This window comes from Mesorhizobium sp. M0854 (genome assembly GCF_040319815.1).
In the GTDB taxonomy this organism is placed as follows: Bacteria; Pseudomonadota; Alphaproteobacteria; order Rhizobiales; family Rhizobiaceae; genus Mesorhizobium.
In genome coordinates this window covers 31,150-57,041 of record NZ_JAMYOL010000023.1, presented here as the reverse complement: position 1 = coordinate 57,041, position 25,892 = coordinate 31,150, and the positions used below count along the sequence as shown (strand labels likewise).

The following is a 25,892-nucleotide window of genomic DNA, read 5'->3' as shown; positions in this document are numbered from 1 at the left end:
CGGTTCCCCGAATCAGAGGAGCCGACTATGCCAGCCAACAAAGAAGCCTGCCTTCGTTTCGATGGGATCTCGCTGCAGCCCTGCGAGGCGCCTGACTGGTATGCTGCAATTATGCACGACGCCGACGAGCACGGAGGCGACATTCCGGACATTTATCGGCGCAACGGCGTGCTCCTCCACCATCGGTTCGGGGAGACGCTCGACTCGGTCTACGTCTACGACGCTGGCCAGCATGGCCATCTCATAGAATATTGGGACTTGGAAAAGTGCCTCGCCACGATTCTGATCGACAACGTTGCGGCTTATCTCGAGTTTCGGGCGAAATACCTGCATGCCTGGGCGTGGCTGATTGCGGAGGTGGAGAGGATCGCCGACGCCGACTATGAGCTGACGAAGGAAGGTCGGAAGCGCGCATAGGGCGGCAGAACTCATGCTGCGCAACACGATCGAGCCGATGCATGCAATCCGGCGCGAGCACCAGGCGCTCGCAATCCTGCGCGTGCTACGTCGTGATCAGGGCCGCCAGGCGAACGATCGCGTCCTCGCCGACTACCTGCAGACGATCGCGCTTGGCGGCAGCCATGAGCAAGTCCGGGATGCATTGCAGCGCCTGTCAGAGCTCGGCCTCGTAGTCGTCGAGTCCATCGAAGAGCTGGCCATCGCGAGATTGACCGAGCGTGGAGAAGCTGTCGCGGTAGGGAATGATTCGTGCGAAGGCATTCTGCACGCGTATCCGGAATGCCCGTACTGACCATGGAAGTGAGATCTGGGAATGGGTGAGTTCGCGGACATCGAAGACATCAACGGCAACGTGATCGGTCAACTCGACCTGTCCACCATGCGCGTCCTGGCGCCAAACGCTCGCGTTGACGAGGCTGTGGAGAAGGGCGAGCCGATCTACATGAGGAAAAGCGGCAGCGGAATCAGGACAATCCTGACGCCCGACAAGCCCAAGAAACGCGGCGGGCGGAAATGACAGGTCGACCTCAACTAAATCTCACTGACGCCGAAATGCCATAGCGATATGCGCGGGCTCTCGACGAATGGACAACGCGAGAGGATCCTCGTTGTCTGCTCGTTGAGGAATCAATCTTTGTGGTCAACCATCGCCGCAACGATCTGGCGTACCTGCTTCATGATCGAGCCGCCAGACCGAGCACGGAAGATCGGAAGCGGCACAGCAGTTGTTAGACAAGCATGAGCGAGCGTGGGTTCAGGTCCCTGGCTGCAGAGCATGAGTGCGCGTCGACAAACCGACCAAGAACTGAAAGGGCATGATCGACAGCCCGCCGGCCAGATCAGGCGAAGGGGAAAAGCGTGAGTAAACTCGACGATCACCGCCGCGCAATCGCTGACATTTTGGCCTATTTGGCCAGCCACGGCCTGGCCGGAACCGTGCTGGGGCCAGACCATGTCGTCAGCGCAGATAGCCCGAAGATGCCAAGCGACGACTTCGTTGACATCGTGCGGTGGCTCGAAAATGAGGGTGTCATCAGGGTACCCGGACGGCCGAGCCTAGGAAACGGCTGGTTTCCAAAGGTCCAGTTGACCGCGGTCGGGCTGCAGATCCTTGGCCTCGAGTCTCCCACTTCAAAGGGCCAGTCGATCGAAACTACACTTGCCGAGCCTACCTCTCCCGAGACTCGCACGAAAATCGGCGAGTTCATCGGATCGGTGCTTGGCGGGTTCTTCAATAGCCAAAAGTAGACGGCAAGCCGGATTTCAATGCTGGCGCAAGGGCGGAATCGCCGCCGCCCTGATCCGCCGTCGCTTTGCGTTGTCCGGCCGCTTGCGGGCGATCTCGGCGATCTTCTGTTCCGTGGCCTCTTCCTCGGCCGACAATTTCGGCATGATCTCCTCGGGGCTGGCCAGTTGCCATATGGGATCGACAAGGACGGAAATCCCGTCCTTGATGAGCGTGGCGAGCCGATCATCGAAACGGTGGCGAAATATCCGGGCCTTCACGCCTTCTGGCACTTCTTCGCGTCGTGGTGCATCAACCGGAAAAGGCGAAGGAGGTGCAGCACCGCATGGGGCGGGTAGCAAACAGACGCGGATCTTCTCAGTGGATGGCGACATTCTCTTGATTTCCACTCCGGAGACATCGCATCCGATGTTTCCAGGTCGACGGGGACACGGTCGGCTAAAGTGGCAGCGCGAGAGTTCCCGGACCGGCGGCATGTAAAATCATTTTACCGATTGCTGATTTCAGACCCCGGAGCAGCCGAAAAATCCTCACCATCGCCGACTGACCAGCAGCGGAAGCACGCCTGTATTCAGCCAAGTGGCCAGATACTCGCGTGGCCAGCTGTCGCGCCCGCCCAACACCCACAGCAACTCGGTTACCTCTAGCCATTTGCCGCCCTCGGGAAAACCGATCACCTGGGATGCCGCCGAGTTGTTCGGGTTGAGTTCAACGAAAAGGGCGATGTTTTCCAACTGAAAACGGGCGAGCCTCGCCCGACGCTCGATCTTGTCTGCCAGTTCGCCCTTCAACACCCGCTTTCCGTTCCATGACGGCACGAGCGCGGCATCAACATCGGCGATGATTGAGGAAATATTTCGGGTGAACTCGGAAATGCCGAACTTCAACTTCGCCTGTGCGTTCGCTTTTAGACCGGCGACGCCGCCGAGATTTGGTAAGTCGATGTCATGTTTTTCATTATCGCTACCGACAATTGCCTGGATCTGTTTTGCCGTTAACGAGCGTCCGGCTTCGAATTCGGCGAGAACCTCGGCCACGTGCTCTGGGGAACTGGCTAGGTGGCCCATGGCGGTGGCGGACATGCGCGCTTCTACAAGCCGTGTCTTATGATCCTTGAGAACCGTCGCTATCTTCATCAGGCTGAAAAGATGCTGACGACTATATCGAGATACCGAGACGGCCCATTTTCCGAACATTCGATCAGGGATAAGAGCTGCGGCAATGTTCAGTTGATCGCCGAGATCGAAGGTTTCTTCCGTCGTTCTTCGGCCTAGCAGCATGATCTCGGCCTCGCACTTTTTTATGGCCTTGAGCTCGGCAGATCCCAGGCCGAGTTCGGAATGGTCGAATGTCGGTGCGTTTTTTCGCGGCGCTTTCTTCATCGTTGAACCTTCGGTCTTCGTAGAGCACCCCCAAAGCTAGCTTGCGGTCACAACCCTGCATGCCGCCGCCGGCCAGTTGCCGCGCGCCATGGCTATGACGCCGAAACGGCGACGTCAAGCCGGCGGATGGAGCTAACTTATTGTCAACAATATGCTTTTTTCCAGCCATACTACCTTAAGAATGTCAGGCTTTGCAGCATCCGACTGTCGACGCAGGATTCGAATCCTTGAGAGCCCGCGCCGTTCCAGGCTTCAAAAGGATTGGTCCGCGCGAGGCGCCGACGATCCGACTAAGGATGCTGAAAGGGCCGCTGCCGCTGTGGCGGCCGTCTGCGGGCTTGCGGTAGCGGTGATCGGTATCGCGTCGGGCGGGCTGACCTTCGGCACCGGCTACGTGCAGGCACGCAGAGGGTGCCGAAGGTACGCCACTGCCCTCAATCTTCTTTGCCGAAAAGTTTTTGCCCAACGAATGCGGCTAAAATAACGTGTCGGACGTGCAAAAGGCATATGTCGCCTTTCTCAGAGGAAGCTGGCCCAATGGCTTTCGGCGACGATTGAGATCGGCAAACCCTGGTCGCGCCAGCCGGTCGCTTTGACGATTTTGTCGCCGAACGAGGAATGTTTCCAAGATTCGGTGGCGTAGGCACCGATCACCAAAACCCCGGCGGAGCGCCCTTGGTAGGTAGCGAGTTGTCTGGCGTCGAGCCTTCGCGGGCGCAAGCCAGCTTGCTGCCAGCGCGATTCAACGACGCTGACGGCTGACTTGAAGCGCTTCGCGAGAGGGTCGACACCCTCAGGCATTCCGGCGATCTCCCTCGATGCGGACAGCCGAGGTTTGCGCCTGCGCCTCGCTGCGGACGAGGCCGGCGGTCAGCAGGGCCGGTTTACTGAGTCGAGCGGCCGAACGCCGCCGCGTCTGGTCCGCAATTTCGGCACCGACGCCCTTGGCAAGTTGATCGGTGATCAGTTGCTTGTTGGACAAGTGCGCCACCGCCGCAAAATCGGCGTGGGCCTTTCGCAGCCAATTATGGAATTCTTTCTCCCGCTCCGGATGCTCCTTCCATTTGTCAGCGAAGTTCTCCAGCGGATCGCTGGGATTGGCGATGAGACGGCTGCCGTCCGCCGCGGTGCCGATGAAGCTGTCCATCTTCGTCAGGATCACGAACAGCGCCTCGGCGATGTTCTCCTCTCCTTCGTAGGAGTGGGCGGCGAGCGTCGTCAGGATGATCGAGATCGGCTTTTCGTCGCTGCGGCCGATGTACATGATGTCGCGATGGCGCTTCAGTATCATGATGGCGTACTGCAGCGGGGTGCGGATCCGGTAGTCCGGAATCGGCTCGGTGCCCGCCCTCACGCCTTTCTGAAGAAGCTCTTTCTTGCGCTTGTCGTAGGCTTTGGCCATTCTTGTCAGAAACCATTTCAGATAGCCGCGTGGATTCGACCGCTGCCAATCGGCCGCGATAATCTGGTAGTGCGGGTGGCGGTTGTCGGTGATCGAGATCGCGGTCTCGGCGAGCGACGCATCGAAGCCGCGCGTTTTCAGGAGTTGGATCAGTTCGCCGCCACTTGGAATTCCTGGCGTGACGTCCATGTGGAATTGAGCTTCGTCCGCGTACGGCTGCCTCCAGCAGCGGCGATGCTCCTCCAGCGGCTTGATCATGTTCTTGCTGCGGGCGTACAGCCTCATTTCGATTTCGAGAAGGCGCTTTAGATTGGCCTGCGTGGTCTCGTTCTTCGTCAGGCGTTGAAACTCGCAGACGGCATCGATGTCGTAGTGCTCGTCCGCGGTGAGCGGTGGCGTGACGGTGCCGAGACCGAACGACCCTTGGACGTGGACTTGGGGCCCGTATCGCCGAATTGTCGACTCCGGTCGGTTGAGCCAGTCGCCCAGCGACTTGTAGCTCGTCTCCGCCTGTTCGTATCGATGTTCGGGAATCTCGAGTTCTTTGGCGAGGTCTTCGAGAACTTCGTCAGCCTCTGGGGTGATCGTCGGGCTCAATTGCATGTTCATGAAAACTCCTGATTAGCTGGCGTGTTCAAGTTCATGGGCGAAAATGAAGCCGCCGAGCTTCTTGTTTTGGTCGTAGATCTTCAGAACGGGGTGCGCCTTCGGCTGCCAGGCGCGACCAGCTTCGACAGCCGCGGAAACTGGAACGGCGGGAAACACGTGCACGATCGTGTTCTCGCCATGGGCGACCTTGATGGCGTCCAGCGTTGTTCTGAAAAGACGCGCGAACTCGGCCAGATCGGCCTGGCTGCGCATGATGTCGTTGTGGGCTCCGTCGGCCGCGATGGACCAGATCGCCGCATCGTTGCCAAGCACCGCGTGGACCCGCTCGTCTACGACGGGTGCGCTGACCTCCAGCTTCAGCGCGATTTGGCCGGCCAGACCGGACGGCCGCAGGACGCTAACCGGATCGGCGGAGCCTTCGGGTCCCACTTCCAGCCCTTAGGGCTGCGCAGCAACTGCCGGACGTCTGCAGTCGCGATGTCGGAGATCAGGCGTCCTAGCTCGATCAGGAGCGGGATCGGCGCCAATCCGAACACTGTCAGGCGACGGATTTCCTGCCGCTCCATACGCCCGCGGATTTTCTCGGCGAAGCCGGTCCGCAGGTTGCGGACCTGGATGCGCCAGAAATCCGGTTCGTGATCGGACAGATCGAGCGTCGCGAGATCGAGATCTATCCAACCATCGTCAAGCGGATAGCGATCCGGGATCATCGACCATTTGAGGTCGCCTTTGGCCACGGGGGATTCGTTGGTCCCGATCCTCGCAGCGTATCGAATGACATGACTGCCCAGATCCTCGTCGATGGCTGTGACCGTCCGGATGCGGACTTCATGGCGGCGCTTCATCGCCATCAGGACATTCGCGGGATGCTCGGAGACCATCTCGCGATCGAAAACGCGATGGTGACGGTCGCAGACCAGCATCAGATTGTCGGGCTCCTGGGCAAGTTTGGGTGACAGAACCGGATCGCCCCGCGGCCCGGCCTTTGTGTCCGCAATGATGTGCCCGATGTAAGCCGCGTTAGCGTCGGCAGCTCCCGACACCTCGTCGCCGATCAGCAGGGCATTGCATCCCGCATACTGACACCGTCCTGCAGCGCGCCCCCATACGATGTTCTTGACCTTGTCCGGTAGCGCCCGTCGGCGACCGCGGCGCGGCTCCGCTGGCACCTGATCTTCCATCTCACGTTCTGCAACCAACTCATGATTTCTCGTCTCAGGCTTGATTCACGACTCGTTCGACTTGGCGTTTCGCGGCAAGCCTGAGCCCGCCGCGAATCTCTTAATTATCGCTCGGCGCTGGCGGCGCCGAGCAGCAACTTGCCCAAATTGGCGACTTACCTTTCAGGGACGTACCTTGGTCGACGCCGCAGGTACACAACATTGGCTTTCAGGTACCCAACTTTGGGTGTGGCACCAATCGCTTTGCCGCGATCGCCGCAGCCGTTTTCGAGCACGACAATCATGCCGGCGGTGTCGGCAGCGATGCGCATGCAAAAATTCACAGATGCATTCTGGCCAAAATGCTAGCTGCCCAGCAAATGTCCGGCATTTCGCAAGGCCCCTAGGAAGAGACTGGCATGGCCGTTGGCATCGATCTTGGCCTGCATCGACAGCGGCATGTTGTGCCAGTTCTCCAAGGGCGCAGTGAAATGTGAGAACGTACCGTTGACGATGCACTGGTGGGTAACAAGACCCTGTCTGTCCAACGCCAGCACGCCGATCTGGTCGCCCTGATATCGGATGGCTGCGACCCGCTGGACCTCCGCGTCACGGTCGACCCGCACGTCGAAAAGCAGGATGCCGCGGCTCCTGGTGGCTACCTCGGCGGCCTTTTCAGCGAAGCTTAAGGAGAGCGAGCGGACGCTTTCGACCGCCAGCCGTAAAACCATCAAATCCAGTTCATCCACTGCCATAAGGTACCTGCGCGCAACACATGGGTGATAGCAATCGACCACACCGCTTGTTCACAGATGTCGGCTCACGACCGATCATTCAGGTTGTTGCCGGACGTCCATTGACCGAGGGCGTGCTCCGGTTCGAACCGATCCTGAAGCGGAATGCGCTGGATCTACGGAACCCGAGGAGCAGGCCAGCCAAAGTTGCCGCGACAATTGATGTCGTGATCATTCCAGACATCTGCATCGGCGTCGCTGAACATCCCACTGGTAAGTCCGTTGTTTGCGGCAAGCCCATCCTTGGGCCGTCTAGTACCTGAAACCCTCGCGGTGGCGTCCCTCGAAACTCGGGACCGCCGGGCGCTTGATCGTCGAGAACTTTGTTTACGAAGGTCCGGACCTCCTGCAGATGATATTCTGGTGCGCTCGCCTTTGAGCATTCCGCTGAAGCGTGACGTTTCGCTAGTCCGTGTTCCTTGCAGGCTCACTGCGAGGGCGCCTTGCACACAGCGGCACGTCAGCGCATGAAACTCGTCCCCCGTTCACTTCACAAAATGGATTTCCTGAAGTACTGGGAGCGCAGAGAAATCTCCGGTCGCAGCCTACCCGGTTAAAACAAGGACCCAACAATGAAGACTCTCGTCGTCTGCTCCGGCGGATTGGACTCCGTCACCCTTGCTCACAAGGTGGCAGCGGAGCACGAACTCGCCGGCCTCTTATCTTTCGATTACGGCCAACGGCATAGGAAGGAATTGGGCTTCGCCGCCCTTTGCGCGGAGCGACTGAGCGTCCCGCACCGTATCATCGACATCCACGAGATCGGCGGCGGCCTTTCCGGCTCCGCGCTGACCGATAATGTGGACGTGCCCGACGGGCATTACGCCGAAGACACGATGAAGGTCACGGTGGTGCCGAACCGGAACGCCATCATGTTGGCCATTGCCTTCGGCTTCGCCGCAGCGCACGACGCTGACGCGGTGGCGACGGCCGTGCATGGTGGGGATCATTTCATTTATCCCGACTGCCGTCCGGCCTTCATCGACGCTTTCCAGATGATGCAGGACCACGCGCTCGACGGCTACGCGAAGATTCGCATTTATGCACCCTATGTGAATCTCACGAAGGCGGACATTGTAAGGAATGGAGCAGCATACGGCACGCCATTTGCGCAGACCTGGTCCTGCTACAAGGGCGCCGACCGTCACTGCGGGAGGTGCGGGACCTGTGTCGAGCGGCGCGAGGCGTTTCATCTCTCTGGGCAGCCGGACCCCACCGACTACGAGGACTCCGACTTCTGGCTCGATGCGCTGCGAAGGAGGACCGCGTAATGTTCCGCATCACCAAGGAATTCCACTTCTCAGCCTCGCATCAGCTCACCTCGTTGCCACCCGATCACCAATGCGCGCGCCTGCACGGGCATAACTACATCGTTGAAGTGGAGCTTTCAGCGAATGGACTGAACGACAACGGCTTCGTGCGCGACTATCACGATTTGGCGCCATTCAAACGCTACATCGACGAGAGCTTCGACCACCGACATCTCAATGACGTGCTGGGACATGAGCAAGTCACGGCGGAATATCTGGCCAGACATTTTTATGAATGGTGCAAGGCACGCCTGCGCGAAACCTCGGCCGTGCGGGTGAGCGAAACGCCGAAAACCTGGGCGGAATACCGGCCATGACCGATACGCATCCCGCAATCCGCGTGAGTGAGATTTTCGGGCCGACGATCCAGGGCGAGGGCGTGCTCATCGGTTTGCCGACGGTCTTCGTCAGAACCGGCGGGTGTGACTATCGCTGTTCCTGGTGCGACAGCCTGCATGCGGTGGACAATCAATTCCGCCACGAATGGGAGATGATGTCCATTGGCGCGGTGTGGCAAAACGTGCTTGCGCTTTCCGGTGGCCGCCCGCTGATGGTGTCGCTGTCAGGCGGCAATCCGGCCATCCAGCCGCTCGGCGCGCTCATCGAGCGAGGCCATGGTGAAGGTTACCGTTTTGCGCTGGAAACCCAAGGTTCGGTGGCCAGGGACTGGTTTGCCGACCTTGACGTGCTAGTCCTCAGCCCAAAGCCGCCGTCAAGCCAAATGACGACCGATTGGGCCGCTTTCGAGGCGTGCCTCCAGGCGGCACAAGGCAGGCCACAAATCGTGCTCAAGCTAATTGTTTTCGACGAAAGGGACTACGCCTACGCGAAAGACGCCGCTGCGAGATTTCCGCGGCTTCCGATCTATCTGCAACCCGGCAATCACACGCCGCCACGCCCCGCAAATGAAGACGCGCCTGTCGACCTTGACGGAATATTGAAGCGCATGGAGTGGCTGGTTGATAGCGTGACCCGCGACAGGTGGTTCGAAGCCCGTGTGCTGCCGCAGCTGCACGTTATGCTCTGGGGTAACAAGAGAGCTGTGTAGCCTAGGCCCGCTTTTCACTGAAACTGCGCCGACGAATATTCGGGTGGACGGGTTGTCCCACGCTTGAAGGCGCTGCCGGGGTGCTTGCGGACTTCTACCACCGGCACCAAGAGCGTGGCCAGCCGCTTACGATTAGGATTGTTGCCGAGGCTCGGTTTCGACGGGCGTCGGCCTGGCGCGAACCAATCAAAGGTTAGCGCGAGCCACGGGTGGAATAGTATGGTGTTGCGATCCGGCGGCGCCTGCTGCAGCTGGCACGGTCCTTGCGGATTCTCGTTGCAAGGCCGAAGGGAGCTGTCGGCCGACAACCATGATCTGGCCAGGACGATTGTCGACTGCTTCCGATACAGAAAAGAGGCCGGACTCGACGTGGCGCTTCAGGGACTGCGAAATGGAATACGGCGCCGGAAGGCACGACCGGACGATATCGTCGCTATGCCAAGACGCGTCTGGTCCGCTCCGAATCCTGTCTTGACACGACGGTCGCCGGTCAACAGTGAAAAACGTAGCGCATCGGTTCACGATCGACTGAGAACCATGACCGTTCCTCTGCGGTGCTCAGACTGCCGCTGAGTGCCTGGCCGTTCCACTTTCGAAATATTTGTCGAACTTCGCCGCGATGCTTCTGACAAAGGGCCGGCTTTCCGCCGGCACGACGAAGCGGTCACCATCAAGTTCAAGCAGCCGCGCAGGACCATGAAGAGCCGTGGAACTCGCCTTGAGGAGAAGTCTTTGGCCGGCTTCGCCAAAGCGCTCCACCAGCTCAATCGCCGAGAAGGCGAAGTCACACATCAATCGCTCGATGATCCAGCCGCGAACACGGTCGTCGTCGGAAAGCGCGATACCCCGAACAGCGGCCAGCCCGCCATCAGCAACCATGCGTCCATACTCGGCGGTCGAAGGCATGTTCTGTGCATAGCCCTGGCGAAACTGGCTGATGGATGACGGGCCAAGGCCGATCAAGGTCTCGCAGCGATCCTCGGTATAGCCCTGGAAGTTCCGGCGCAGTGTTCCGGCGCGGGCGGCAAGCGCGAGGGCATCGCCCGGTTTGGCGAAATGGTCGAGCCCGATTGCTTCGTATCCCTGGTCCACGATCGCCCGCGCCGCAAGTTGCGATTGAGCAAACCGCTCTGCCGGACCCGGCAGCCATGCCTCGTCGATCATCGTCTGATGTTTCTTGAACCACGGCACATGGGCGTAGCCAAAAAGCGCTATCCGATCCGGTTCCAGGGTCAGTGCCTGCGCGACGGTGGAGGAGACACTCTCCCTGGTCTGGTGTGGCAAGCCGTAGAGCAGGTCCAGATTGACCGATTCGACGCCGCGCGAACGAACGCCGTCGACTACCGCTTTGGTCTGCAAAAAGCTCTGCTCGCGGTTAATTGCCTTTTGCACCTTCGGGTCAAAATCCTGGACGCCGAGGCTCGCACGGGTCATGCCGATTTCGGCGAGTGCGTCGAGGCGGGCATCGTCCATATCATTGGGTTCGATTTCGACGCCGATCTTGGCGCCGGGAAGAAAGGTGAAACTGTTGCGCAGGGCGGTTCCCAGCGCCACCAGATCCTCCGGTTTGAGCATCGTTGGCGAACCGCCGCCGAAATGGACGGCACGCACGCGGCCCTTGCCTGCGACAAGACCGGCGACGGTGGCGATCTCGGCATGCAGTGAGCGAAGATATGTGGTCACCGGTTCGTAGTGGCGTGTCTGCTTGGTATGGCAGGCACAGAACCAGCAAAGCTTGTCGCAGTACGGGATGTGCAGATAGAGCGAGATCTCGTCACCACCTTCGAGCGCCTCCAACCAGCCTCGGTAAACGACGGCATCGACCCCCGCATGGAAATGCGGCGCGGTCGGATAACTGGTATAGCGCGGGACGTTCTCGCCAAGTCTGGCAGCTAGCTCCAGTCGCATGTCGTGGTCCACCGTGTTTGCGTCGCCGGAACTGTGGATGCTTGGATGAGCCTAAGCCCTGATTTCGATCAACCTTCAGCACGGACAAACTGCCGCAAGGATTTTTCTACCGTCGATTGCTATCCTGCCCGCACTGGACCGGTAGAGCGATCGAATGACATTACGGCAGGACATTCACAGTTCCGGCATTCCCGTTCTTTGCCTGTCTTGCGAGGCACGGCACCGCGGTGTCTGTGGTGCGCTCGAACCAGACCATTTGGCTCAGCTCGCCAAGACGTCGTCGCGGCACAATATCGAGCCGGGGGTCGAACTGATCGGCGACGCCGAGGCGGTCGACTGTTATTCAAACGTGCTTTCAGGCGTGGTGAAGCTCACGAAGAGCCTTTCGGACGGCCGCCAGCAGATCGTCGGTCTCCAGTTCGCGCCGGATTTTCTGGGACGGCCCTTCAAGATGAAAAGCGCGATCAATGCGGAAGCGGCAACAGCTGTCTCGCTATGCTCGTTTCCGAGAGCGGCCATCGAACGGATGATGAAGGAATCACCGGAATTTGTGCATCGCCTGCTCAAGCAGGCGCTGAACGAACTCGACGAGGCACGCGAATGGATGGTGACTCTGGGGCGCAAGACCGCACCGGAGAAGGTGGCGAGCTTTCTCCTCATGATCGCCCGGAACATCGGTTCCAGTGTTGACCCGGCGGCTAGGTCGGCGTGCTTCGAGCTGCCGATGACGCGTGCCGACATCTCTGATTTCCTTGGAATTACAAACGAGACCGTGAGCCGTCAGCTGACCAGCCTGAGAATGGACGGCGTGATTCGGATCGAGAACAACCGCCGTGTCACCGTGGACAGCATGAGCCGGCTGGAACGGCGCTGCGGCGACCGAGGCGCAACCGCCGTTTGAATGACACCGAAGCTGCATGGCCTACGTCACTTACTTCGTTCGGGGCAGGGCATGCTGGCGTTGGGCGTAGAAGAAGTCGCATAGCGACAGCCCGCTCTCCATCCGATCGCATGAGCCAGGTGCGTTTCGGCCAACTCGTCGGAGAAGCATCCATCCTCGACGTGCTCGACGTGCAACCGGCTGTTCCAGGCAGGATCGCACTCGGCCGAAGTCAATACGCCTCATACGCAGGGGAAAATCGCCGTCTCCCCGAACCATGAATGTTACGAAGGCAGCGCAACGCTGGCGCTGGCTGTCCCAAGGCATTGAAACGATCGACGTTCGGCAAGGCATCGGCCTACTTTCCAGCGTCACAGAAGGCGCGCTTCCCACACGCCCGCGATCGCCTCCATACCCGGCCAGACCGGGGACGCCGGGCCTGTCCATAAGCGTGGCGGCCGGTGCTGCGCTTCCACATTCGATCGCCACAGTCTGATCGCACCGAACTCGATGCTGCTCGAAGCAAAATCGTGCGGCTCTGACATGGATCAGGGCGAGCAGGCCACGGCTGCGCAATAAGGCACTGCGGTTTGGCGCCCGCCGGAATCGGAAATCGGGGCTTGCGATGAAATTCGGCACAGAGATCGTCCTTCTAAGCCTGTTTGCGTTTGCGGCCCTGGTGGCTGCCGGCTTCGGCGTAGATGAACCTTTTCGCCGGCATATGTGGGTTTTGTTCTTCGCCGTGGCTGGCTTCACTGCGATTCTGTTGCGCAACACGGAGTTCAAGCCGGCAGTTCCGATCGACCCCGCCGCTTACATGGATGGGCCGATCCGCTACGGTGCCATCGCCACCGTATTCTGGGGCGTCGTCGGCATGCTGGTCGGCGTGGTCATCGCCCTGCAGCTCGCCTACCCCGATCTCAACATCCAGCCCTGGTTCAATTTCGGCCGACTGCGGCCATTGCATACGTCGGGCGTCGTCTTCGCCTTCGGCGGCAATGCGCTGCTCTGCACGTCCCTGTATGTCGTCCAGCGCACCTGCCGCGCTCGGCTGTTCGGCGGCGATCTCGGCTGGTTCGTGTTCTGGGGCTACCAACTTTTCATCGTCATGGCGGCAACCGGCTACCTGCTCGGTATCACCGAGAGCCGCGAATACGCCGAGCCCGAATGGTATGTGGACCTGTGGCTGACCATTGTCTGGGTCGCCTATCTCATCCTGTTCCTCGGCACGATCCTGAAGCGCAAGGAACCGCACATCTATGTCGCCAACTGGTTCTACCTTGCCTTCATCGTGACCATCGCAATGCTGCATGTGATCAACAACCTGTCGATGCCGGTCTCCTTCCTGGGCTCCAAGAGCTATTCAGCCTTCTCCGGCGTACAGGACGCCCTGACGCAATGGTGGTACGGCCACAATGCCGTCGGCTTCTTCCTCACCGCCGGCTTCCTCGGCATGATGTATTATTTCGTTCCCAAGCAGGCCAACCGACCCGTCTATTCCTACCGGCTGTCGATCATCCACTTCTGGGCTTTGATCTTTCTCTACATCTGGGCCGGTCCGCACCACCTCCACTACACCGCCCTGCCGGACTGGGCCCAGACGCTCGGCATGGTGTTCTCCATCATGCTCTGGATGCCGTCATGGGGTGGCATGATCAACGGCCTGATGACGCTCTCGGGCGCCTGGGACAAGCTGCGCACCGACCCGATCATCCGCATGATGGTCATGGCCATCGCCTTCTACGGAATGTCGACCTTCGAAGGCCCGATGATGTCAATCAAGGCCGTCAACTCGCTCTCGCACTACACCGACTGGACCATCGGTCACGTCCATTCGGGCGCGCTCGGATGGGTCGGCATGATCTCGTTCGGCGCGATCTATTTCATGGTCCCGAAGTTATGGAACCGCGACCGGCTTTATTCGCTGCGGCTCGTCAACTGGCACTTCTGGCTGGCGACGCTTGGGATCGTCGTTTACGCCGCGGTGATGTGGGTCTCCGGCGTCATGCAGGGCCTTATGTGGCGCGAATACAACGAGCAGGGCTTCCTGGTCTACTCCTTCGCCGAAACCGTCGCAGCCATGCATCCCTACTACATCATGCGTGCCATCGGCGGCGCGATGTATCTGTCGGGCGCCCTCATCATGGCCTGGAACATCGCCATGACCATCCTCGGCTACCGGCGCGAGGAGGATCCGATGCCGCGCTCCATCCCCGCCCTCCAGCCTGTGCGATCAGGAGCCAGAAAATGGGCTTGATGGACAGACACGCGGTCATCGAGAAGAACGCCACAGTTCTTCTCCTCGGGTCCCTGCTGGTCGTAACAATCGGCGGTATCGTCGAGATCGCGCCGCTCTTCTATCTCGACAATACGATCGAGAAGGTCGAAGGCATGCGGCCCTATTCGCCGCTCGAGCTCGCCGGGCGCAACATCTATGCGCGCGAGGGCTGTTACCTCTGCCACAGCCAGATGATAAGGCCGTTCCGCGACGAGGTCGAGCGCTACGGCCACTATAGCCTGGCGGCCGAGTCGATGTACGACCACCCGTTCCAGTGGGGCTCGAAGCGCACCGGGCCGGATCTCGCCCGGGTCGGCGACCGCTACTCGAACGGATGGCACGTCCAGCATCTCACCGAGCCGCGTTCGGTGGTGCCGGAATCGATCATGCCGAGCTACGCGTTCCTGAAGGACATGCCCATCGAGGTGAAGGATTTCTCGACGCATCTGATCGCCAACAGCCGTGTCGGTGTGCCCTATTCAGACGACATGATCGCTCATGCCAATGCCGATCTCATGGCGCAGGCCGATGCGAATGCCGACACATCGGGCCTGGAGAGACGCTATCCGAAAGCCAAGGTTGGGGACTTCGACGGCGATCCGCAGCAGGTCACCGAAATGGATGCGCTGGTCGCCTATCTCCAGATGCTCGGCACGCTGGTCGATTTCAGGACCTATGACGAAGCCGCCGGTTACCGCTGAGGAGAATGGCGATGACCTACAATTTCATGCGGGAGTTTGCCGACAGCTGGGGTCTGCTTGCCATGGCGCTTTTCTTCCTCGGATGCGTTGCCTTTGCACTTCGTCCCGGCAGCCGCAGGCAAGCCGAGAGAGCCGCTCACATTCCTCTCAAGGACGACTGATCATGGGCAGCGAGCATATCGACGAGGTTTCGGGTATCTCGACGACCGGCCATGAGTGGGACGGCATCAAGGAACTCAACAACCCGCTTCCCCGCTGGTGGGTCATCACCTTCTACATCACCATTGCCTGGGCGATCGGCTACACCGTCGTCTATCCGGCATGGCCGATGCTGACTTCCGCGACCAGGGGTGTGCTGGGGTATTCGAGCCGCAGAGACGTCAAGAATGAACTGGCCGCGGCCGAAGTGGCCAAGGGTAAATTTGTCGCTGCCATTCAGGCGAAGACCGTCTCCGAGATTACTGCCGACGATACGCTACGCGAATTCGCCGTCGCCGCAGGTGGCGCCGCGTTCAAGGTCAATTGCGTGCAGTGCCATGGCTCGGGCGCTCAAGGGTCCAAGGGTTTTCCCAACCTAAACGACGATGATTGGCTGTGGGGTGGCAACGCCGAACAGATCCAGCAGACGATTGCGCACGGCATCCGCTTCGCATCAGACCCGGATACGCGCCTGTCGGAAATGCCTGCTTTTGGCGACATCATCACGACGGATCAGATCAAGCAGGTCGGCGCCTATGTCGCAAGCCTCTCCGATCCTGTTCAGGACACAAGCCTGATCGAACTCGGCGCCAATGTTTTCGCCGAGAATTGTGCGGCCTGTCATGGTGAGAATGCAAAGGGCAACAGGGAGCTCGGCGCACCCGACCTGACCGACGCGATCTGGCTATACGGGTCTGGCGAAACAGCCATCGCCGCGCAGGTCCGCGCGCCGAAGCACGGCGTCATGCCGGCCTGGATCGGGCGTCTCGGCGAGATCAAGGCCAAGGAACTCGCGGTCTATGTCCATTCGCTTGGTGGCGGAGAATAGGTACGCAGCCTATTCTCGTCCTCCCCCCCACCGCCAAGCGACGAGGCCCGGCGCGAGCCGGGCCTCGGCATCATCCAGAAACCGATGGGTCGCTGGTGACTGGAGCTTCTCGTGCTCGATAACACGCAAATAGAACGGCTCGAAGCCGATGCGGTCAACTCCGCCAAGACCCGTCAGCCGCTCTATGCCGCACGCAAGAAGATCTTCCCGAACCGGGCCTCTGGCAGTTTCCGCCGGTTCAAATGGCTGGTGATGGCGATCACGCTCGGCATCTACTATCTGACGCCGTGGCTGCGGTGGGATCGTGGCCCGTTTGCCCCTGACCAGGCCGTGCTGCTCGATGTCGCCAACCGGCGTTTCTACTTCTTCTTCATCGAGATCTGGCCGCAGGAATTCTACTATGTGGCCGGCCTTCTGGTCATGGCCGGCGTCGGTCTTTTCCTGGTTACGTCGACTATCGGTCGTGCCTGGTGCGGCTATACGTGTCCGCAGACCGTGTGGGTCGATCTGTTCCTGGTCGTCGAGCGAGCTATCGAGGGCGACCGCAACGCCCGCATGAAGCTCGAGGCCGGGCCTTGGACCGCCCGCAAGCTCGCGCTGAGAATATCGAAACACGCCATCTGGCTGATCATAGGTGCAGCGACCGGCGGCGCCTGGATCTTCTATTTCGCCGATGCGCCGATCTTGCTGGTCGAACTCTTCACCGGCACGGCAGCGCCTGTCGCCTACATCACCGTCGCTGTGCTCACAGCGACGACCTATACGTTCGGCGGGCTGATGCGCGAGCAGGTCTGCACCTATATGTGCCCATGGCCGCGCATCCAGGCGGCCATGCTCGACGAAAGTTCGCTCACCGTCACGTACAATGACTGGCGCGGCGAACCGCGCACGCGTCACACCAAGAAGGTCCAGGCCGCCGGAGAGTCAGTCGGCGATTGCGTCGACTGTAACGCCTGCGTGGCTGTCTGCCCGATGGGGATCGACATTCGTGATGGCCAGCAGCTTGAATGCATCACCTGCGCGCTCTGCATCGATACCTGTGACGGTATCATGGACAAGCTCGGCAGGGAGCGCGGACTGATTTCCTATGCGACGCTGGCCGACTACAACGCCAATATGATGCTGGCGACCCCGGGCGGCTCCGGTTCAGTCAACCCGTCACTGGTCAGGAACGCTGACGGCCTGTTCTCCGACAAGGTGGCCCGTTTCCATATCGGCAAGATCTTTCGCCCGCGCACCTTCATCTACATGGGCGCCTGGTCGGCGGTCGGTCTCGCGCTGCTCTATTCGCTGCTGACCCGCGAACGGCTCGAATTGAATGTCCTGCACGATCGCAACCCGCAGTTCGTGACGCTGTCCGACGGTTCGATCCGCAATGGCTACACCGTCAAGCTGCTCAACATGATCCCCGAACCAAGAACGATCATTGTCACGATGCAGGGCCTGCATGGAGCCGAAATGAGCGTTGTCGGCATCGACCTGCCGGCGGATCGCTCCTTTGCCATTCCGGTCGAACCCGACCGGCTCAAGATGCTCAAGGTTTTCGTGCGTCAGCCGGCAGATCAGGTTCGGGGTGCAGCGCAAAGCTTCAAGTTCCGGGTCGAAAACAAGGCACCGTTCGAGTCGGACGAATACACGGCCACTTTCAACGCACCGGAGAGCGCCAGATGAGCGACACCTCGCGACAATCTCGCGAATTCACCGGCAGGCATATGCTGTTCACCATCCTTGGCTTCTTCGGCGTGGTCATAGCGGTCAATCTGACGATGGCGACGCTCGCCAACACGAGCTGGACCGGCCTTGTCGTCGAAAACACCTATGTGGCGAGCCAGCAATTCAACAAAAAGGCCGAGCAAGGGCGAGCTCAGGCAGCCCTCGGCTGGACTGGCAAACTGACCATCGCAGGCGGTGAGGTCCGCTACAGCCTCACCGATGCTGGCGGCAAGACGGTTGCCGTGCATGGCGTCAAGGTGCTGTTTCGTCATCCTGCCTACGAGGCCGAGGACAAATCCGTCACTCTTGCCGCTGCCTCCGGTCAGATATTCGCCGCGCACCACATCCCCAAGGATGGCGTCTGGATCGTCGAAATCGACGCCGATGCGAGCCTTGCGGAACCCTATCGCGACGTTCGCCGGATCGTGATTTCCCGCGGGGCGCTGCAATGAGCTGCTGCGCGCCAGGCGCCGAAATGGCATTGGACCTGGAAAAGGTCACACTGGTCCTGCCTTCTGGCCAGGAAATCAGACTGGCGAGCCGCTCGATCGGCGAAAATCTTCGCCAGACCGACCTCTCGGTGCCGGCCGTGCATTGTGCCGCCTGCATCCAGACGATCGAGACGGCGATCGGTAAGCTGGATCGCGTCGAAGGCGCTCGTGTCAATCTTTCAACGAAACGTGTTTCGGTCCGGTGGCGCGGCGACGAGGTTCCGCCATTCGTCGCCACACTTGGACGGCTGGGCTATGGCGCGCACCTGTTCGATCCCGAGGCTGACGGGAAGGACAGGACGCTCTCGGAACTGATCCGCGCCGTCGCGGTCGCCGGCTTTGCGGCGGGCAACATCATGCTGCTATCAGTCTCCGTCTGGTCCGGCGCGCAAGGCGCGACCCGCGACCTGTTCCATTGGGTCTCGGCCTTGATTGCCATTCCTGCGCTCGCTTTCGCCGGCGGCATCTATTTTCGCTCGGCCTGGAATGCGCTGCGCCACAGCCGCATGAACATGGACGTGCCGATCGCGGTCGGGGTATCGCTCGCTTACGCCATGAGCCTCTACGAGACGATCAACCATGGCGACCATGCTTATTTCGACGCGTCGGTGTCGCTGCTGTTCTTTCTGCTGATCGGCCGCACGCTGGATCACGTGATGCGGGAACGGGCACGGACGGCCGTGAACGGACTGGCTCGGCTGGCGGCGCGCGGCGCCATGGTGCTGCGCGAGGATGGTTCGCGCGACTACTTGCCGGTTGGCGAGATCGAACCAGGAATGGAGCTCTTGATTGCGGCTGGCGAGAGGGTGCCCATCGACGGCAGGATCATTGGCGGGGCATCGGATCTCGACTGTTCCCTGGTTTCCGGGGAAAGCACGCCCAGAACGGTGGGCCCGGGGGCGCAGGTCCAGGCCGGTACACTCAATCTCACCGGTCCACTGACCATCGAGGCGACGGCCGCCGCGAAGGATTCCTTCCTGGCCGAAATGGTTCGGCTGATGGAAGCGGCAGAGGGCGGCCGCGCCCGCCATCGCAGGATCGCCGATCGCGTCTCCGCGCTCTATGCCCCCGTGGTCCACCTCACCGCCTTTGTGACGTTCCTCGGCTGGATGGCGGCGACCGGCGACTGGCACCGGGCAACAACAATCGCGATCGCCGTTTTGATCATTACATGCCCGTGTGCGCTCGGTCTCGCCGTGCCGATCGTGCAGGTGGTCGCTGCGCGGCGGCTGTTTGAAAGCGGCGTCATGGTCAGGGACGGCTCCGCCATGGAGCGCCTGGCGGGGATCGACACGGCATTGTTCGACAAAACCGGCACGCTTACGCTCGGACTGCCCAGGCTGATCAATGCGCCGTCCATCGATCCGACGATGCTCGCCATGGCGGCCGAGATGGCAGCGCATTCCCGCCATCCCTTTTCGAAGGCAATCGCTGGCAATGCAGCCTTTGCCGGCCAGCCGAAACTCGCGTCCGTCAGCGAGCATCCGGGCTTCGGCATCGAAGCCATCGGCGAGGGCAGTACCTGGCGGCTGGGTCGCCGCGGATGGCGTGAGTGGAAAGCTCGGATCGGCGGCGAAGGCAAACAAGGCTATGGCGGAACCGTTCTGACGAAGGACGGGGTCATTGTCGCGACTTTCGATTTCGAGGATGAGCTGCGTGCCGATGCCAAGGCGGCCATCGAGCAACTGAACGGCGCCGGCGTGTCGGTGGAGATGCTGTCGGGCGACACAGAGGCTGCCTGCGGCGAAGTCGCGGAAGCACTGGGCGTCGAGCGCTTCGTTCCCTCGTTGCTTCCCTCCGGGAAGGTCGAACACATCGAAGCATTGACGCGAACTGGCCACAAGGTGCTGATGGTCGGCGATGGGCTCAACGACACGCCTGCATTGGGCGCCGCACACGTTTCGATCGCTCCGGCCACGGCGGCGGATATCGGTCGCAACGCCGCGGATTTCGTGTTCCTGCGTAAAAGTCTTCTGGCGGTCCCACTTGCTTTAGACATTTCGCGGAAGGCCGGACGGCTGATCCGGCAGAACATCGCCATCGCGATCGTTTACAATGGCATCGCCGTGCCGGTCGCCATTCTGGGGCACGTTACGCCACTGATCGCGGCGGTCGCGATGTCCGCCTCGTCCCTCCTGGTCATCGGCAATGCGCTACGTCTGCAAGGTTTCGTGTCAAATGCATCGGTGCAAGATGCCCGACATGACAGGCGCTCGGACATTGGCGCACTGGCACAATCCTCATGACGACGCTCGCCTACCTCATACCTGTGGCCCTGTTCCTCGGAGCGCTTGGGCTGGCGGGGTTCCTGTGGGCCTTGAGGAGCGGCCAATATGAAGATCTCGATGGCGCCGCCGAGCGGATCCTGATCGACCGCGACGAGCAACGCAGTTGACCCAGCCTGCCCTGCGAGGACTCGCTCGAATATTTTCCGCGGTTGCTTCGCGTCATGCCGATTTCGGCGCGCGACGGGTGCGAACGGATCAGCCAGAATACGTTGCCGAACTTTCGGCCAGGAAAGGGCCGCACCGAACGGGAAGCCGGCCATTCCATGATGACCTGACCAGACCATGGCGTGGCGGTCGACCAGTCGACCGTGAACCCGCCGTTGCCGCGTTTATCGAGCCTGGTTGATCCACATCAGGGTTATCTCTTCATAGGCATGGTTTCATTGAGCATTTTTGAACGGAGAACGGATGTCTAACGGACGGTTAGGTCGCGTGGAGACGCTTGGGGAGATGAGCCGCAAACCGTGGATCGATTGCGATGCGTTCCAGTGCCCTTCGTCGCAGATAGCCGACGCAATGGCGGCACGCTGATGGCCGGCTCTGTCGATAGATTCGACGTTATTGTGGTCGGAGCCGGGCCGGTCGGACTTTCCTTCGCCGCGTCGCTTGCCCAGAGCCGACTCAAGGTGGCAGTGCTTGAACGGCAGTCGCTCGAAAGCCTGGCGAATCCGGCTTTCGACGGTCGCGAGATCGCGCTGACCCACGCATCGGTTGGAATCCTTCGCGAGCTCGGCGCCTGGGATGCCATCCCCGCTTCGGACAAATCACCGCTACAAGGCGCGCGCGTGCTCAACGGATCGAGCCCTTTCGCCCTGAGCTTCGATTCTCCCAGCGGATCTGGGGAACCACTCGGAATTCTGGTCCCAAATTGTCGGATCCGCGACGCCCTGTTCAAGCTTGTCCACTTCCAGGATCATGCCCAGCTGCTGTGCGGCCGCTCGGTCGTCAATGCAACAACCAGCCACAAAGAAGCAGTCATAACGCTCTCTGATGGCAGGCAATTGGCCGCTCGGCTGCTCGTTGCAGCGGATTCGCGTTTGTCCGCGACGCGCGACCTGCTCGGCATTGGCGCCGACATCAATCGGCTTGGCAACTCCATGCTGATTTGCCGGGTGAGGCACGAGCGCGCCCATCACCAGATCGCGGTCGAATGGTTCGATCACCATCAGACGATAGCGATGTTGCCGCTCATGGAAGGCGTGTCGTCGCTGCTTCTCACTTTGCGCTCAAGCGAGGCCGACAGACTGCTTGCTCTCGACGACGATTTGTTCCTCATGGAATCGACGAGCCGGTGTCGAGGACGCTTCGGAGAGATGACCTTGGCAAGCACCCGCCATGCCTATCCGCTGGTCACGACCTGGGCGCACAAGTTCTGGGCTCCGAGTGCGGCACTGATCGGCGATGCTGCCCTCGGCATGCACCCGGTGACCGCGCATGGCTTCAACATCGGCCTCAGTGGCCAGAAGCAACTCGCCGATAGAATCCTGGCGGCATGTCGCGAGCGCCGCGACATTGCTGATCCCGACATACTCGGCAGATACGAAAGCCGGCTGCGTCTGTCGGCGGCACCGCTCTATCATGCTACGAATGCACTTGTCGCTCTCTACTCAGGCGAGCACCCGGCGGCACGGCTTGCAAGACATGCAGGGCTTCGCTTTGCCCAATATCTTCCCTTTATCCGCCTTGGTATTTCGGCCATGCTCAGGCGGTGAATCGCAGGCAGCGCTGCCGCTCTGGAACGCTATCTCGGCCCGGCTTCCTTTTGTCTCGCCGGGCGCGTTGATGCCGTTGGCAGGGCTGCTTCCATGGTGACGTTGCCGATCCTGGGATGATTCGGATCAAGGCACGCGTGCGGGCAAGAGCTCGATGGTCAGACGGCAAGGCCAAGAGGCAGACGTGCGCCCCGAAGACATGGTGAGCGCACTGGTTACCCCCGCTGGATAGTTAACCCGTCCTTCAGTGGGCCTGCGTAAGCTTGTCCTCGCGAACAACGATGGGAGCAAGCTGGTCCGTCCATGGCCCCGAAGAAAGCAGACACGCTGGAGGCCAAAATCCGTCAGGATCAGCTTGCTGACCTGAGGACCGGCCTCTTCGTGTCGATGCCGATAAGCGGTATCCTGTCAGGCCTGATTTGGGCGGTGCACGCCCTTTCTGGCAGCGGCTTTGCCGCTGCAATCTGGTTCCTGGTCGTCAATGCGATAAATGCCGCCCGCCTTGCACTCGCGCGTTATCAGCTAAAGGAAACGGGGCGCCATGACGGTTTAGTGGGGGTTTTGCCGCGGCTTCGCTGGTTTGGCATCCTTGCTCTTCTGGCAGGGTTTGCCTGGTCCTTCCTGGCCGTCCTGACTGTTGGATACACGACACCTCAAGCACCGCTGCATCTGGTCATTCTGGCGGGCATTTCAGCTGGTGCGGTTACATACGGCAGTTCGTATGCCGCGGCGGCGATCAACTTCATCACACCTCCGCTCCTCATCACGGTGGGTTGCCTTTTGGCGAAAGGCAATTTTGAAGACTACATTCTGGCTTTTACCGTTCTGCTCTTCATGGGCGGCTTGGTTCGAGCTTCGTTTGTTGGGCAAGCACGGTTCCGCGAAGCGAGCCGCCTGAGGCATGAGGCCGAGCGGCTTGCGGCGGAGATGAAGGCCAGTTCCAGGCAGGACCACCTGACGGCCCTTCTCAACAGGCGTGGCCTCGAAGACGCAATCGGACGTTTCGAGACCGCGGATGGTCCCTTCGTGGCAATGCTGGTTGATCTGGACGGGTTCAAATCCGTCAACGATACCTACGGTCACAGGACCGGTGATGAACTGCTTGTCAGGATCGCCCGCCGCATAGAGGAGGAAGCACCGGAAGGCTCAACGCTCGCTCGTATCGGCGGCGATGAATTCGTGCTGTTTTTTCCCTCAACGAGGGTTTCGCTTTCTGCCAGTGATCTCGCCTCCAATATCATAGCCAAAATTGCCCGACCCTATATCGAGGTCGCGTCCGTCCGTGTCGGGGCATCAATAGGAATATACCTGGCGGAAAGCCCGGGCCTGACCGAAATGTTGTTGCGGGCGGATATCGCCCTTTACACGGCCAAGCGTCGTGGCAGGAACGAATTTTGCCTGTTCGATGCCGAACTCGACAGGGAACTGCAACGCCGCCAGTCCGTCGAACGGGACCTTCATTCGGCGATAAAGACGAGAAGCTTGCAACCTTGGTTCCAGCCGATCGTGAAACTCGACACCGAGGCCGTGGTCGGTTTTGAAGCCTTGCTGAGGTGGTCCCATCCGACTCATGGTGCCATCTCTCCACCCGAAATCATCACAGCTGCACGCGAAACCGGAATGCTTCAGCTGCTGACGCAAACCGTATTCGCCGACTGTTGTGCTTTTATCGACGGCTTGGTGAAAGCTGACTGTCGTGATCTCCGTGTGGCGATGAATGTTTCACCGCGCGAACTGGAAGCCGGCGATATCGACGACATGGTTCTGGATGGTCTGGCGGCAAGAGATCTCCCTGCAACGATGTTCGAGATCGAGATTACCGAAGAATCCCCGGTGGACCCGGACAGAGTGGATGAAAAGCTCGGACGGCTTTCACATGCGGGCATTTCCATCGCGCTCGATGACTTCGGCACCGGCTTTTCTACGTTGGCATCGCTCAAGGACAGTCGGATACGCAAGGTCAAAATAGACCAGGGCTTCATTCGCGGCTTGGCCAAGTCCCGAGAGGACCGACTGCTTGTCAAATCGGTCATCGATCTCGGTAACATGCTCGGGATCGAGGTCATGGCCGAGGGCGTCGAAACAGAGGCGGATCGGCAAACCCTGCACAAGCTTGGCTGCCGAACCGCTCAAGGCTTCCTGTTCTCCAAGGCTGTGCCTCTGAGCCAAGCACTGGAAATGGCAGTCAAACAGCACGCGAACCAGTTGTGACCGCTCCCGCCGCGCCGTCTCTCGCGGCCGTGCGCTCATGAATGGCGGGTATCTGAACTTCCTTGTTTGAAGAGCATGACTATCCGTGCTGTGCGTCAGCCGGCGAACAGTTCCTTGTAGCCAGTCGTCACCATCCAGTTCGCCCGGTCGATATGGCTGCGAAGAGCCTTGCGGGCGCGGACCGGTTCAAGGGACGGGTCGATGCCGAGAATGAGATCGGCCATCTCCTCTTCGCTGGCATTGTCGGCGCAGGCATCCAGGATCCGCAGGTAGATCGTGAAATGCTCCCTGTCGTAGCTCGTGAGGTTCTCCGACCAGGGGACTTCGTCGCACAGAGTTGAGTTTCGAGTCTCATCTGTTCCCATTGATCGATTCATGCCTGCGAACCTCGCCTGTTGAGCGTCCGCAGAATATCCCAAAATGGGATAATCCGAAACCGGGATTAGTCGCTGATCCGGTCTTTACCCGACCGGTTCGCCTACATGCCCAAGTCTCTTCGATCGCCCCGCCACCAGCGGTTTCTGGCCCAGCTGGTTTCCCTGCGCAAGGCCAAAGGCCTGACTCAGGCGCAGGTGGCCGAGAAGCTTGATCGTCCCCAATCCTTCGTGGCCAAGTACGAGGGTGGAGAGCGGCGTCTCGACGTCATCGAGTTTCTCGACTTAACTGCGGCGCTTGACGCTGATCCGTGCGAGATTCTGTCCAGCCTGCGGGCTAACGGGCGCCTGCGCGTCTAACGGCTCGCGCCGGTACCGTGAACCGAGCGTGCTTTTCTTCGGCAAGCTGCCATTCCGCTGCGGGTGGGTCTTTACCAACCCATGCCGGTATAGGATGATAATCCTAGGTGGGGCGATTCCTCAACGGAGATCGCAATGGCTAGGACCAAACTTTCCAAGCAGCTTTCACAGGCTGAAATCGAGCGCTTTCTGGCGGAGGCGGAACGGCTGCACAAGAGCATCGTCCAGCCGCTTCTATCACCTACCAGCAACCATTACCTGGCTCTCCAGCGCACCCATGAAGCGCTGTTAAAGACGGTGAAGGATATCACGGGGAAGGATGCGCCGTTCATTCAATGGTTCGGAACAGGACCGGTGAATTAGACCCGACTTGTAGACTCTAGGCCGCAAACGTCGCATTCTCTCTTCGGAGGGAAGGGGCGTGGGCAACCATCGCTATCAGGACAACTCCTGGCTGGCATTCTTGCCTTCGAATCGACCCTGCCGCTGTCGGCTGCATCATCAAAGCCAATATAAGCCACAAACGGGCGAGCGCGTCT

Annotated in this window: 30 protein-coding genes and 1 pseudogene; 21 read left to right on the top strand and 10 right to left on the bottom strand. The window is 60.3% G+C overall.

Going from position 1 to position 25,892, the window contains the following annotated elements; all coding sequences use genetic code 11:
* Positions 1-27 precede the first annotated feature (27 nt).
* The 4 genes from NKH99_RS25565 (at position 28) to NKH99_RS25550 (ending at position 1,707) form a co-directional block, all read left to right on the top strand.
* Entirely contained in the window at positions 28-417 is a 390-nt protein-coding gene (locus NKH99_RS25565; RefSeq protein WP_353016265.1) for a hypothetical protein, read from the top strand.
* Positions 418-430: 13 nt separating this feature from the next.
* Positions 431-751 carry a VpaChn25_0724 family phage protein gene (locus NKH99_RS25560; RefSeq protein WP_353016262.1) on the top strand — a complete coding sequence of 107 codons (321 nt, stop codon included), beginning with the start codon at positions 431-433 and terminating at the stop codon, positions 749-751.
* A gap of 21 nt (positions 752-772) precedes the next feature.
* Positions 773-976: a hypothetical protein gene (locus NKH99_RS25555; RefSeq protein ID WP_353016260.1), complete on the top strand. Its 204-nt coding sequence runs from the start codon at positions 773-775 to the stop codon at positions 974-976.
* A 341-nt stretch (positions 977-1,317) separates the two neighbouring features.
* Entirely contained in the window at positions 1,318-1,707 is a 390-nt protein-coding gene (locus NKH99_RS25550) for a hypothetical protein (protein WP_353016258.1), read from the top strand.
* 15 nt (positions 1,708-1,722) lie between these two features.
* On the opposite strand, the gene NKH99_RS25545 is transcribed toward NKH99_RS25550, so the two are convergent.
* Together NKH99_RS25545 and NKH99_RS25540 are read right to left on the bottom strand one after the other, a co-directional pair.
* Positions 1,723-1,965 (bottom strand): hypothetical protein, encoded by a 243-nt coding sequence (locus NKH99_RS25545; RefSeq protein ID WP_353016256.1) that lies wholly within the window; start codon positions 1,963-1,965, stop codon positions 1,723-1,725.
* Between the two features lie 270 nt (positions 1,966-2,235).
* Positions 2,236-3,087, bottom strand: coding sequence for a hypothetical protein (locus tag NKH99_RS25540; RefSeq protein ID WP_353016254.1), 852 nt, complete (start codon positions 3,085-3,087; stop codon positions 2,236-2,238).
* A gap of 310 nt (positions 3,088-3,397) precedes the next feature.
* On the opposite strand from NKH99_RS25540, the pseudogene NKH99_RS25535 reads away from it, so the two are divergent.
* Positions 3,398-3,548, top strand: a pseudogene (locus NKH99_RS25535) (chloride channel protein); the annotation flags it as partial.
* 58 nt (positions 3,549-3,606) lie between these two features.
* Here NKH99_RS25535 and NKH99_RS25530 read toward each other — a convergent pair.
* From NKH99_RS25530 to NKH99_RS25505, 6 genes are all read right to left on the bottom strand, one after another.
* On the bottom strand, positions 3,607-3,888 hold the full coding sequence (locus tag NKH99_RS25530; protein WP_353016252.1) for a hypothetical protein: 282 nt from the start codon (positions 3,886-3,888) through the stop codon (positions 3,607-3,609).
* Positions 3,881-5,098, bottom strand: a complete 1,218-nt coding sequence (locus NKH99_RS25525; RefSeq protein ID WP_353016250.1) for a nucleotidyltransferase domain-containing protein — start codon at positions 5,096-5,098, stop codon at positions 3,881-3,883. Before NKH99_RS25525 ends, NKH99_RS25530 begins: the two co-directional genes overlap by 8 nt.
* A gap of 12 nt (positions 5,099-5,110) precedes the next feature.
* A complete protein-coding gene (locus NKH99_RS25520) occupies positions 5,111-5,527 on the bottom strand; it encodes an SAVED domain-containing protein (protein WP_353016248.1) in 417 nt (138 codons plus the stop codon).
* The gene (locus NKH99_RS25515; RefSeq protein ID WP_353016245.1) at positions 5,455-6,279 is read right to left on the bottom strand and encodes an SAVED domain-containing protein; all 825 of its coding nucleotides are present in this window, start codon (positions 6,277-6,279) and stop codon (positions 5,455-5,457) included. Before NKH99_RS25515 ends, NKH99_RS25520 begins: the two co-directional genes overlap by 73 nt.
* A gap of 155 nt (positions 6,280-6,434) precedes the next feature.
* Complete coding sequence (locus NKH99_RS25510) at positions 6,435-6,590, bottom strand: hypothetical protein (protein WP_353016243.1); 156 nt, start codon at positions 6,588-6,590, stop codon at positions 6,435-6,437.
* Between the two features lie 33 nt (positions 6,591-6,623).
* Positions 6,624-7,013, bottom strand: a complete 390-nt coding sequence (locus NKH99_RS25505) for a hypothetical protein (RefSeq protein WP_353016240.1) — start codon at positions 7,011-7,013, stop codon at positions 6,624-6,626.
* 611 nt (positions 7,014-7,624) lie between these two features.
* Here NKH99_RS25505 and queC point away from each other — a divergent pair.
* Genes queC through queE form a run of 3 tightly spaced genes read left to right on the top strand, consistent with a single transcriptional unit; the run spans position 7,625 to position 9,410 of the window.
* Positions 7,625-8,323 (top strand): 7-cyano-7-deazaguanine synthase QueC, encoded by a 699-nt coding sequence (queC, locus tag NKH99_RS25500; RefSeq protein ID WP_353016237.1) that lies wholly within the window; start codon positions 7,625-7,627, stop codon positions 8,321-8,323.
* Positions 8,323-8,679, top strand: coding sequence for a 6-carboxytetrahydropterin synthase QueD (gene queD / locus NKH99_RS25495; protein ID WP_023722053.1), 357 nt, complete (start codon positions 8,323-8,325; stop codon positions 8,677-8,679). Before queC ends, queD begins: the two co-directional genes overlap by 1 nt.
* On the top strand, positions 8,676-9,410 hold the full coding sequence (gene queE, locus NKH99_RS25490; protein WP_352823958.1) for a 7-carboxy-7-deazaguanine synthase QueE: 735 nt from the start codon (positions 8,676-8,678) through the stop codon (positions 9,408-9,410). The genes queD and queE overlap by 4 nt, the downstream gene beginning before the upstream one ends.
* Positions 9,411-9,968: 558 nt before the next feature.
* Here queE and hemN read toward each other — a convergent pair.
* Complete coding sequence (gene hemN / locus NKH99_RS25485; RefSeq protein WP_353016234.1) at positions 9,969-11,318, bottom strand: oxygen-independent coproporphyrinogen III oxidase; 1,350 nt, start codon at positions 11,316-11,318, stop codon at positions 9,969-9,971.
* A 154-nt stretch (positions 11,319-11,472) separates the two neighbouring features.
* Between hemN and NKH99_RS25480 the strand changes: the two genes are divergently transcribed.
* The 11 genes from NKH99_RS25480 to NKH99_RS25430 all read left to right on the top strand — a co-directional run bounded on the left by NKH99_RS25480 (position 11,473) and on the right by NKH99_RS25430 (position 24,619).
* Positions 11,473-12,219, top strand: coding sequence for a Crp/Fnr family transcriptional regulator (locus NKH99_RS25480; RefSeq protein ID WP_353016232.1), 747 nt, complete (start codon positions 11,473-11,475; stop codon positions 12,217-12,219).
* Between the two features lie 604 nt (positions 12,220-12,823).
* On the top strand, positions 12,824-14,455 hold the full coding sequence (gene ccoN / locus NKH99_RS25475; protein ID WP_352468490.1) for a cytochrome-c oxidase, cbb3-type subunit I: 1,632 nt from the start codon (positions 12,824-12,826) through the stop codon (positions 14,453-14,455).
* Positions 14,446-15,177, top strand: a complete 732-nt coding sequence (gene ccoO / locus NKH99_RS25470; protein WP_353016229.1) for a cytochrome-c oxidase, cbb3-type subunit II — start codon at positions 14,446-14,448, stop codon at positions 15,175-15,177. The genes ccoN and ccoO overlap by 10 nt, the downstream gene beginning before the upstream one ends.
* An 11-nt stretch (positions 15,178-15,188) precedes the next feature.
* The gene (locus NKH99_RS25465; protein WP_023679629.1) at positions 15,189-15,338 is read left to right on the top strand and encodes a cbb3-type cytochrome c oxidase subunit 3; all 150 of its coding nucleotides are present in this window, start codon (positions 15,189-15,191) and stop codon (positions 15,336-15,338) included.
* 2 nt (positions 15,339-15,340) lie between these two features.
* Positions 15,341-16,204: a cytochrome-c oxidase, cbb3-type subunit III gene (gene ccoP, locus NKH99_RS25460; protein ID WP_352516163.1), complete on the top strand. Its 864-nt coding sequence runs from the start codon at positions 15,341-15,343 to the stop codon at positions 16,202-16,204.
* Between the two features lie 111 nt (positions 16,205-16,315).
* Positions 16,316-17,875 (top strand): cytochrome c oxidase accessory protein CcoG, encoded by a 1,560-nt coding sequence (gene ccoG / locus NKH99_RS25455; RefSeq protein WP_353016226.1) that lies wholly within the window; start codon positions 16,316-16,318, stop codon positions 17,873-17,875.
* Positions 17,872-18,369: a FixH family protein gene (locus NKH99_RS25450; protein ID WP_352642228.1), complete on the top strand. Its 498-nt coding sequence runs from the start codon at positions 17,872-17,874 to the stop codon at positions 18,367-18,369. Before ccoG ends, NKH99_RS25450 begins: the two co-directional genes overlap by 4 nt.
* Positions 18,366-20,654 carry a cation-translocating P-type ATPase gene (locus NKH99_RS25445; protein WP_353016223.1) on the top strand — a complete coding sequence of 763 codons (2,289 nt, stop codon included), beginning with the start codon at positions 18,366-18,368 and terminating at the stop codon, positions 20,652-20,654. Before NKH99_RS25450 ends, NKH99_RS25445 begins: the two co-directional genes overlap by 4 nt.
* Positions 20,651-20,803 (top strand): cbb3-type cytochrome oxidase assembly protein CcoS, encoded by a 153-nt coding sequence (ccoS, locus tag NKH99_RS25440; RefSeq protein ID WP_352453617.1) that lies wholly within the window; start codon positions 20,651-20,653, stop codon positions 20,801-20,803. Before NKH99_RS25445 ends, ccoS begins: the two co-directional genes overlap by 4 nt.
* Positions 20,804-21,226: 423 nt before the next feature.
* On the top strand, positions 21,227-22,408 hold the full coding sequence (gene ubiM, locus NKH99_RS25435) for a 5-demethoxyubiquinol-8 5-hydroxylase UbiM (protein WP_353016294.1): 1,182 nt from the start codon (positions 21,227-21,229) through the stop codon (positions 22,406-22,408).
* A 303-nt stretch (positions 22,409-22,711) separates the two neighbouring features.
* Complete coding sequence (locus tag NKH99_RS25430; protein ID WP_353016220.1) at positions 22,712-24,619, top strand: putative bifunctional diguanylate cyclase/phosphodiesterase; 1,908 nt, start codon at positions 22,712-22,714, stop codon at positions 24,617-24,619.
* 95 nt (positions 24,620-24,714) lie between these two features.
* Here NKH99_RS25430 and NKH99_RS25425 read toward each other — a convergent pair whose 3' ends face one another.
* Positions 24,715-24,984 carry a DNA -binding domain-containing protein gene (locus NKH99_RS25425; RefSeq protein WP_352496249.1) on the bottom strand — a complete coding sequence of 90 codons (270 nt, stop codon included), beginning with the start codon at positions 24,982-24,984 and terminating at the stop codon, positions 24,715-24,717.
* A 117-nt stretch (positions 24,985-25,101) separates the two neighbouring features.
* Here NKH99_RS25425 and NKH99_RS25420 point away from each other — a divergent pair, with 117 nt between their 5' ends.
* Positions 25,102-25,353, top strand: a complete 252-nt coding sequence (locus NKH99_RS25420; protein ID WP_023722035.1) for a helix-turn-helix domain-containing protein — start codon at positions 25,102-25,104, stop codon at positions 25,351-25,353.
* Positions 25,354-25,488: 135 nt separating this feature from the next.
* Positions 25,489-25,716, top strand: coding sequence for a hypothetical protein (locus NKH99_RS25415; RefSeq protein ID WP_023679647.1), 228 nt, complete (start codon positions 25,489-25,491; stop codon positions 25,714-25,716).
* Positions 25,717-25,892 lie beyond the last annotated feature (176 nt).

What these genes read in the sequence shown, in the direction of transcription:
- NKH99_RS25565 (WP_353016265.1), top strand. Translation starts at nt 28, where the DNA reads ATGCCAGCCAACAAAGAAGCCTGCCTTCGTTTCGATGGGATCTCGCTG.
- NKH99_RS25560 (WP_353016262.1), top strand. Translation starts at nt 431, where the DNA reads ATGCTGCGCAACACGATCGAGCCGATGCATGCAATCCGGCGCGAGCAC.
- NKH99_RS25555 (WP_353016260.1), top strand. Translation starts at nt 773, where the DNA reads ATGGGTGAGTTCGCGGACATCGAAGACATCAACGGCAACGTGATCGGT.
- NKH99_RS25540 (WP_353016254.1), bottom strand. Translation starts at nt 3,087, where the DNA reads ATGAAGAAAGCGCCGCGAAAAAACGCACCGACATTCGACCATTCCGAA.
- NKH99_RS25530 (WP_353016252.1), bottom strand. Translation starts at nt 3,888, where the DNA reads ATGCCTGAGGGTGTCGACCCTCTCGCGAAGCGCTTCAAGTCAGCCGTC.
- NKH99_RS25525 (WP_353016250.1), bottom strand. Translation starts at nt 5,098, where the DNA reads ATGAACATGCAATTGAGCCCGACGATCACCCCAGAGGCTGACGAAGTT.
- NKH99_RS25515 (WP_353016245.1), bottom strand. Translation starts at nt 6,279, where the DNA reads ATGGAAGATCAGGTGCCAGCGGAGCCGCGCCGCGGTCGCCGACGGGCG.
- NKH99_RS25510 (WP_353016243.1), bottom strand. Translation starts at nt 6,590, where the DNA reads ATGCGCATCGCTGCCGACACCGCCGGCATGATTGTCGTGCTCGAAAAC.
- NKH99_RS25505 (WP_353016240.1), bottom strand. Translation starts at nt 7,013, where the DNA reads ATGGCAGTGGATGAACTGGATTTGATGGTTTTACGGCTGGCGGTCGAA.
- queC (WP_353016237.1), top strand. Translation starts at nt 7,625, where the DNA reads ATGAAGACTCTCGTCGTCTGCTCCGGCGGATTGGACTCCGTCACCCTT.
- queD (WP_023722053.1), top strand. Translation starts at nt 8,323, where the DNA reads ATGTTCCGCATCACCAAGGAATTCCACTTCTCAGCCTCGCATCAGCTC.
- queE (WP_352823958.1), top strand. Translation starts at nt 8,676, where the DNA reads ATGACCGATACGCATCCCGCAATCCGCGTGAGTGAGATTTTCGGGCCG.
- hemN (WP_353016234.1), bottom strand. Translation starts at nt 11,318, where the DNA reads ATGCGACTGGAGCTAGCTGCCAGACTTGGCGAGAACGTCCCGCGCTAT.
- NKH99_RS25480 (WP_353016232.1), top strand. Translation starts at nt 11,473, where the DNA reads ATGACATTACGGCAGGACATTCACAGTTCCGGCATTCCCGTTCTTTGC.
- ccoN (WP_352468490.1), top strand. Translation starts at nt 12,824, where the DNA reads ATGAAATTCGGCACAGAGATCGTCCTTCTAAGCCTGTTTGCGTTTGCG.
- ccoO (WP_353016229.1), top strand. Translation starts at nt 14,446, where the DNA reads ATGGGCTTGATGGACAGACACGCGGTCATCGAGAAGAACGCCACAGTT.
- NKH99_RS25465 (WP_023679629.1), top strand. Translation starts at nt 15,189, where the DNA reads ATGACCTACAATTTCATGCGGGAGTTTGCCGACAGCTGGGGTCTGCTT.
- ccoP (WP_352516163.1), top strand. Translation starts at nt 15,341, where the DNA reads ATGGGCAGCGAGCATATCGACGAGGTTTCGGGTATCTCGACGACCGGC.
- NKH99_RS25450 (WP_352642228.1), top strand. Translation starts at nt 17,872, where the DNA reads ATGAGCGACACCTCGCGACAATCTCGCGAATTCACCGGCAGGCATATG.
- NKH99_RS25445 (WP_353016223.1), top strand. Translation starts at nt 18,366, where the DNA reads ATGAGCTGCTGCGCGCCAGGCGCCGAAATGGCATTGGACCTGGAAAAG.
- ccoS (WP_352453617.1), top strand. Translation starts at nt 20,651, where the DNA reads ATGACGACGCTCGCCTACCTCATACCTGTGGCCCTGTTCCTCGGAGCG.
- ubiM (WP_353016294.1), top strand. Translation starts at nt 21,227, where the DNA reads ATGGCCGGCTCTGTCGATAGATTCGACGTTATTGTGGTCGGAGCCGGG.
- NKH99_RS25430 (WP_353016220.1), top strand. Translation starts at nt 22,712, where the DNA reads ATGGCCCCGAAGAAAGCAGACACGCTGGAGGCCAAAATCCGTCAGGAT.
- NKH99_RS25425 (WP_352496249.1), bottom strand. Translation starts at nt 24,984, where the DNA reads ATGGGAACAGATGAGACTCGAAACTCAACTCTGTGCGACGAAGTCCCC.
- NKH99_RS25420 (WP_023722035.1), top strand. Translation starts at nt 25,102, where the DNA reads ATGCCCAAGTCTCTTCGATCGCCCCGCCACCAGCGGTTTCTGGCCCAG.
- NKH99_RS25415 (WP_023679647.1), top strand. Translation starts at nt 25,489, where the DNA reads ATGGCTAGGACCAAACTTTCCAAGCAGCTTTCACAGGCTGAAATCGAG.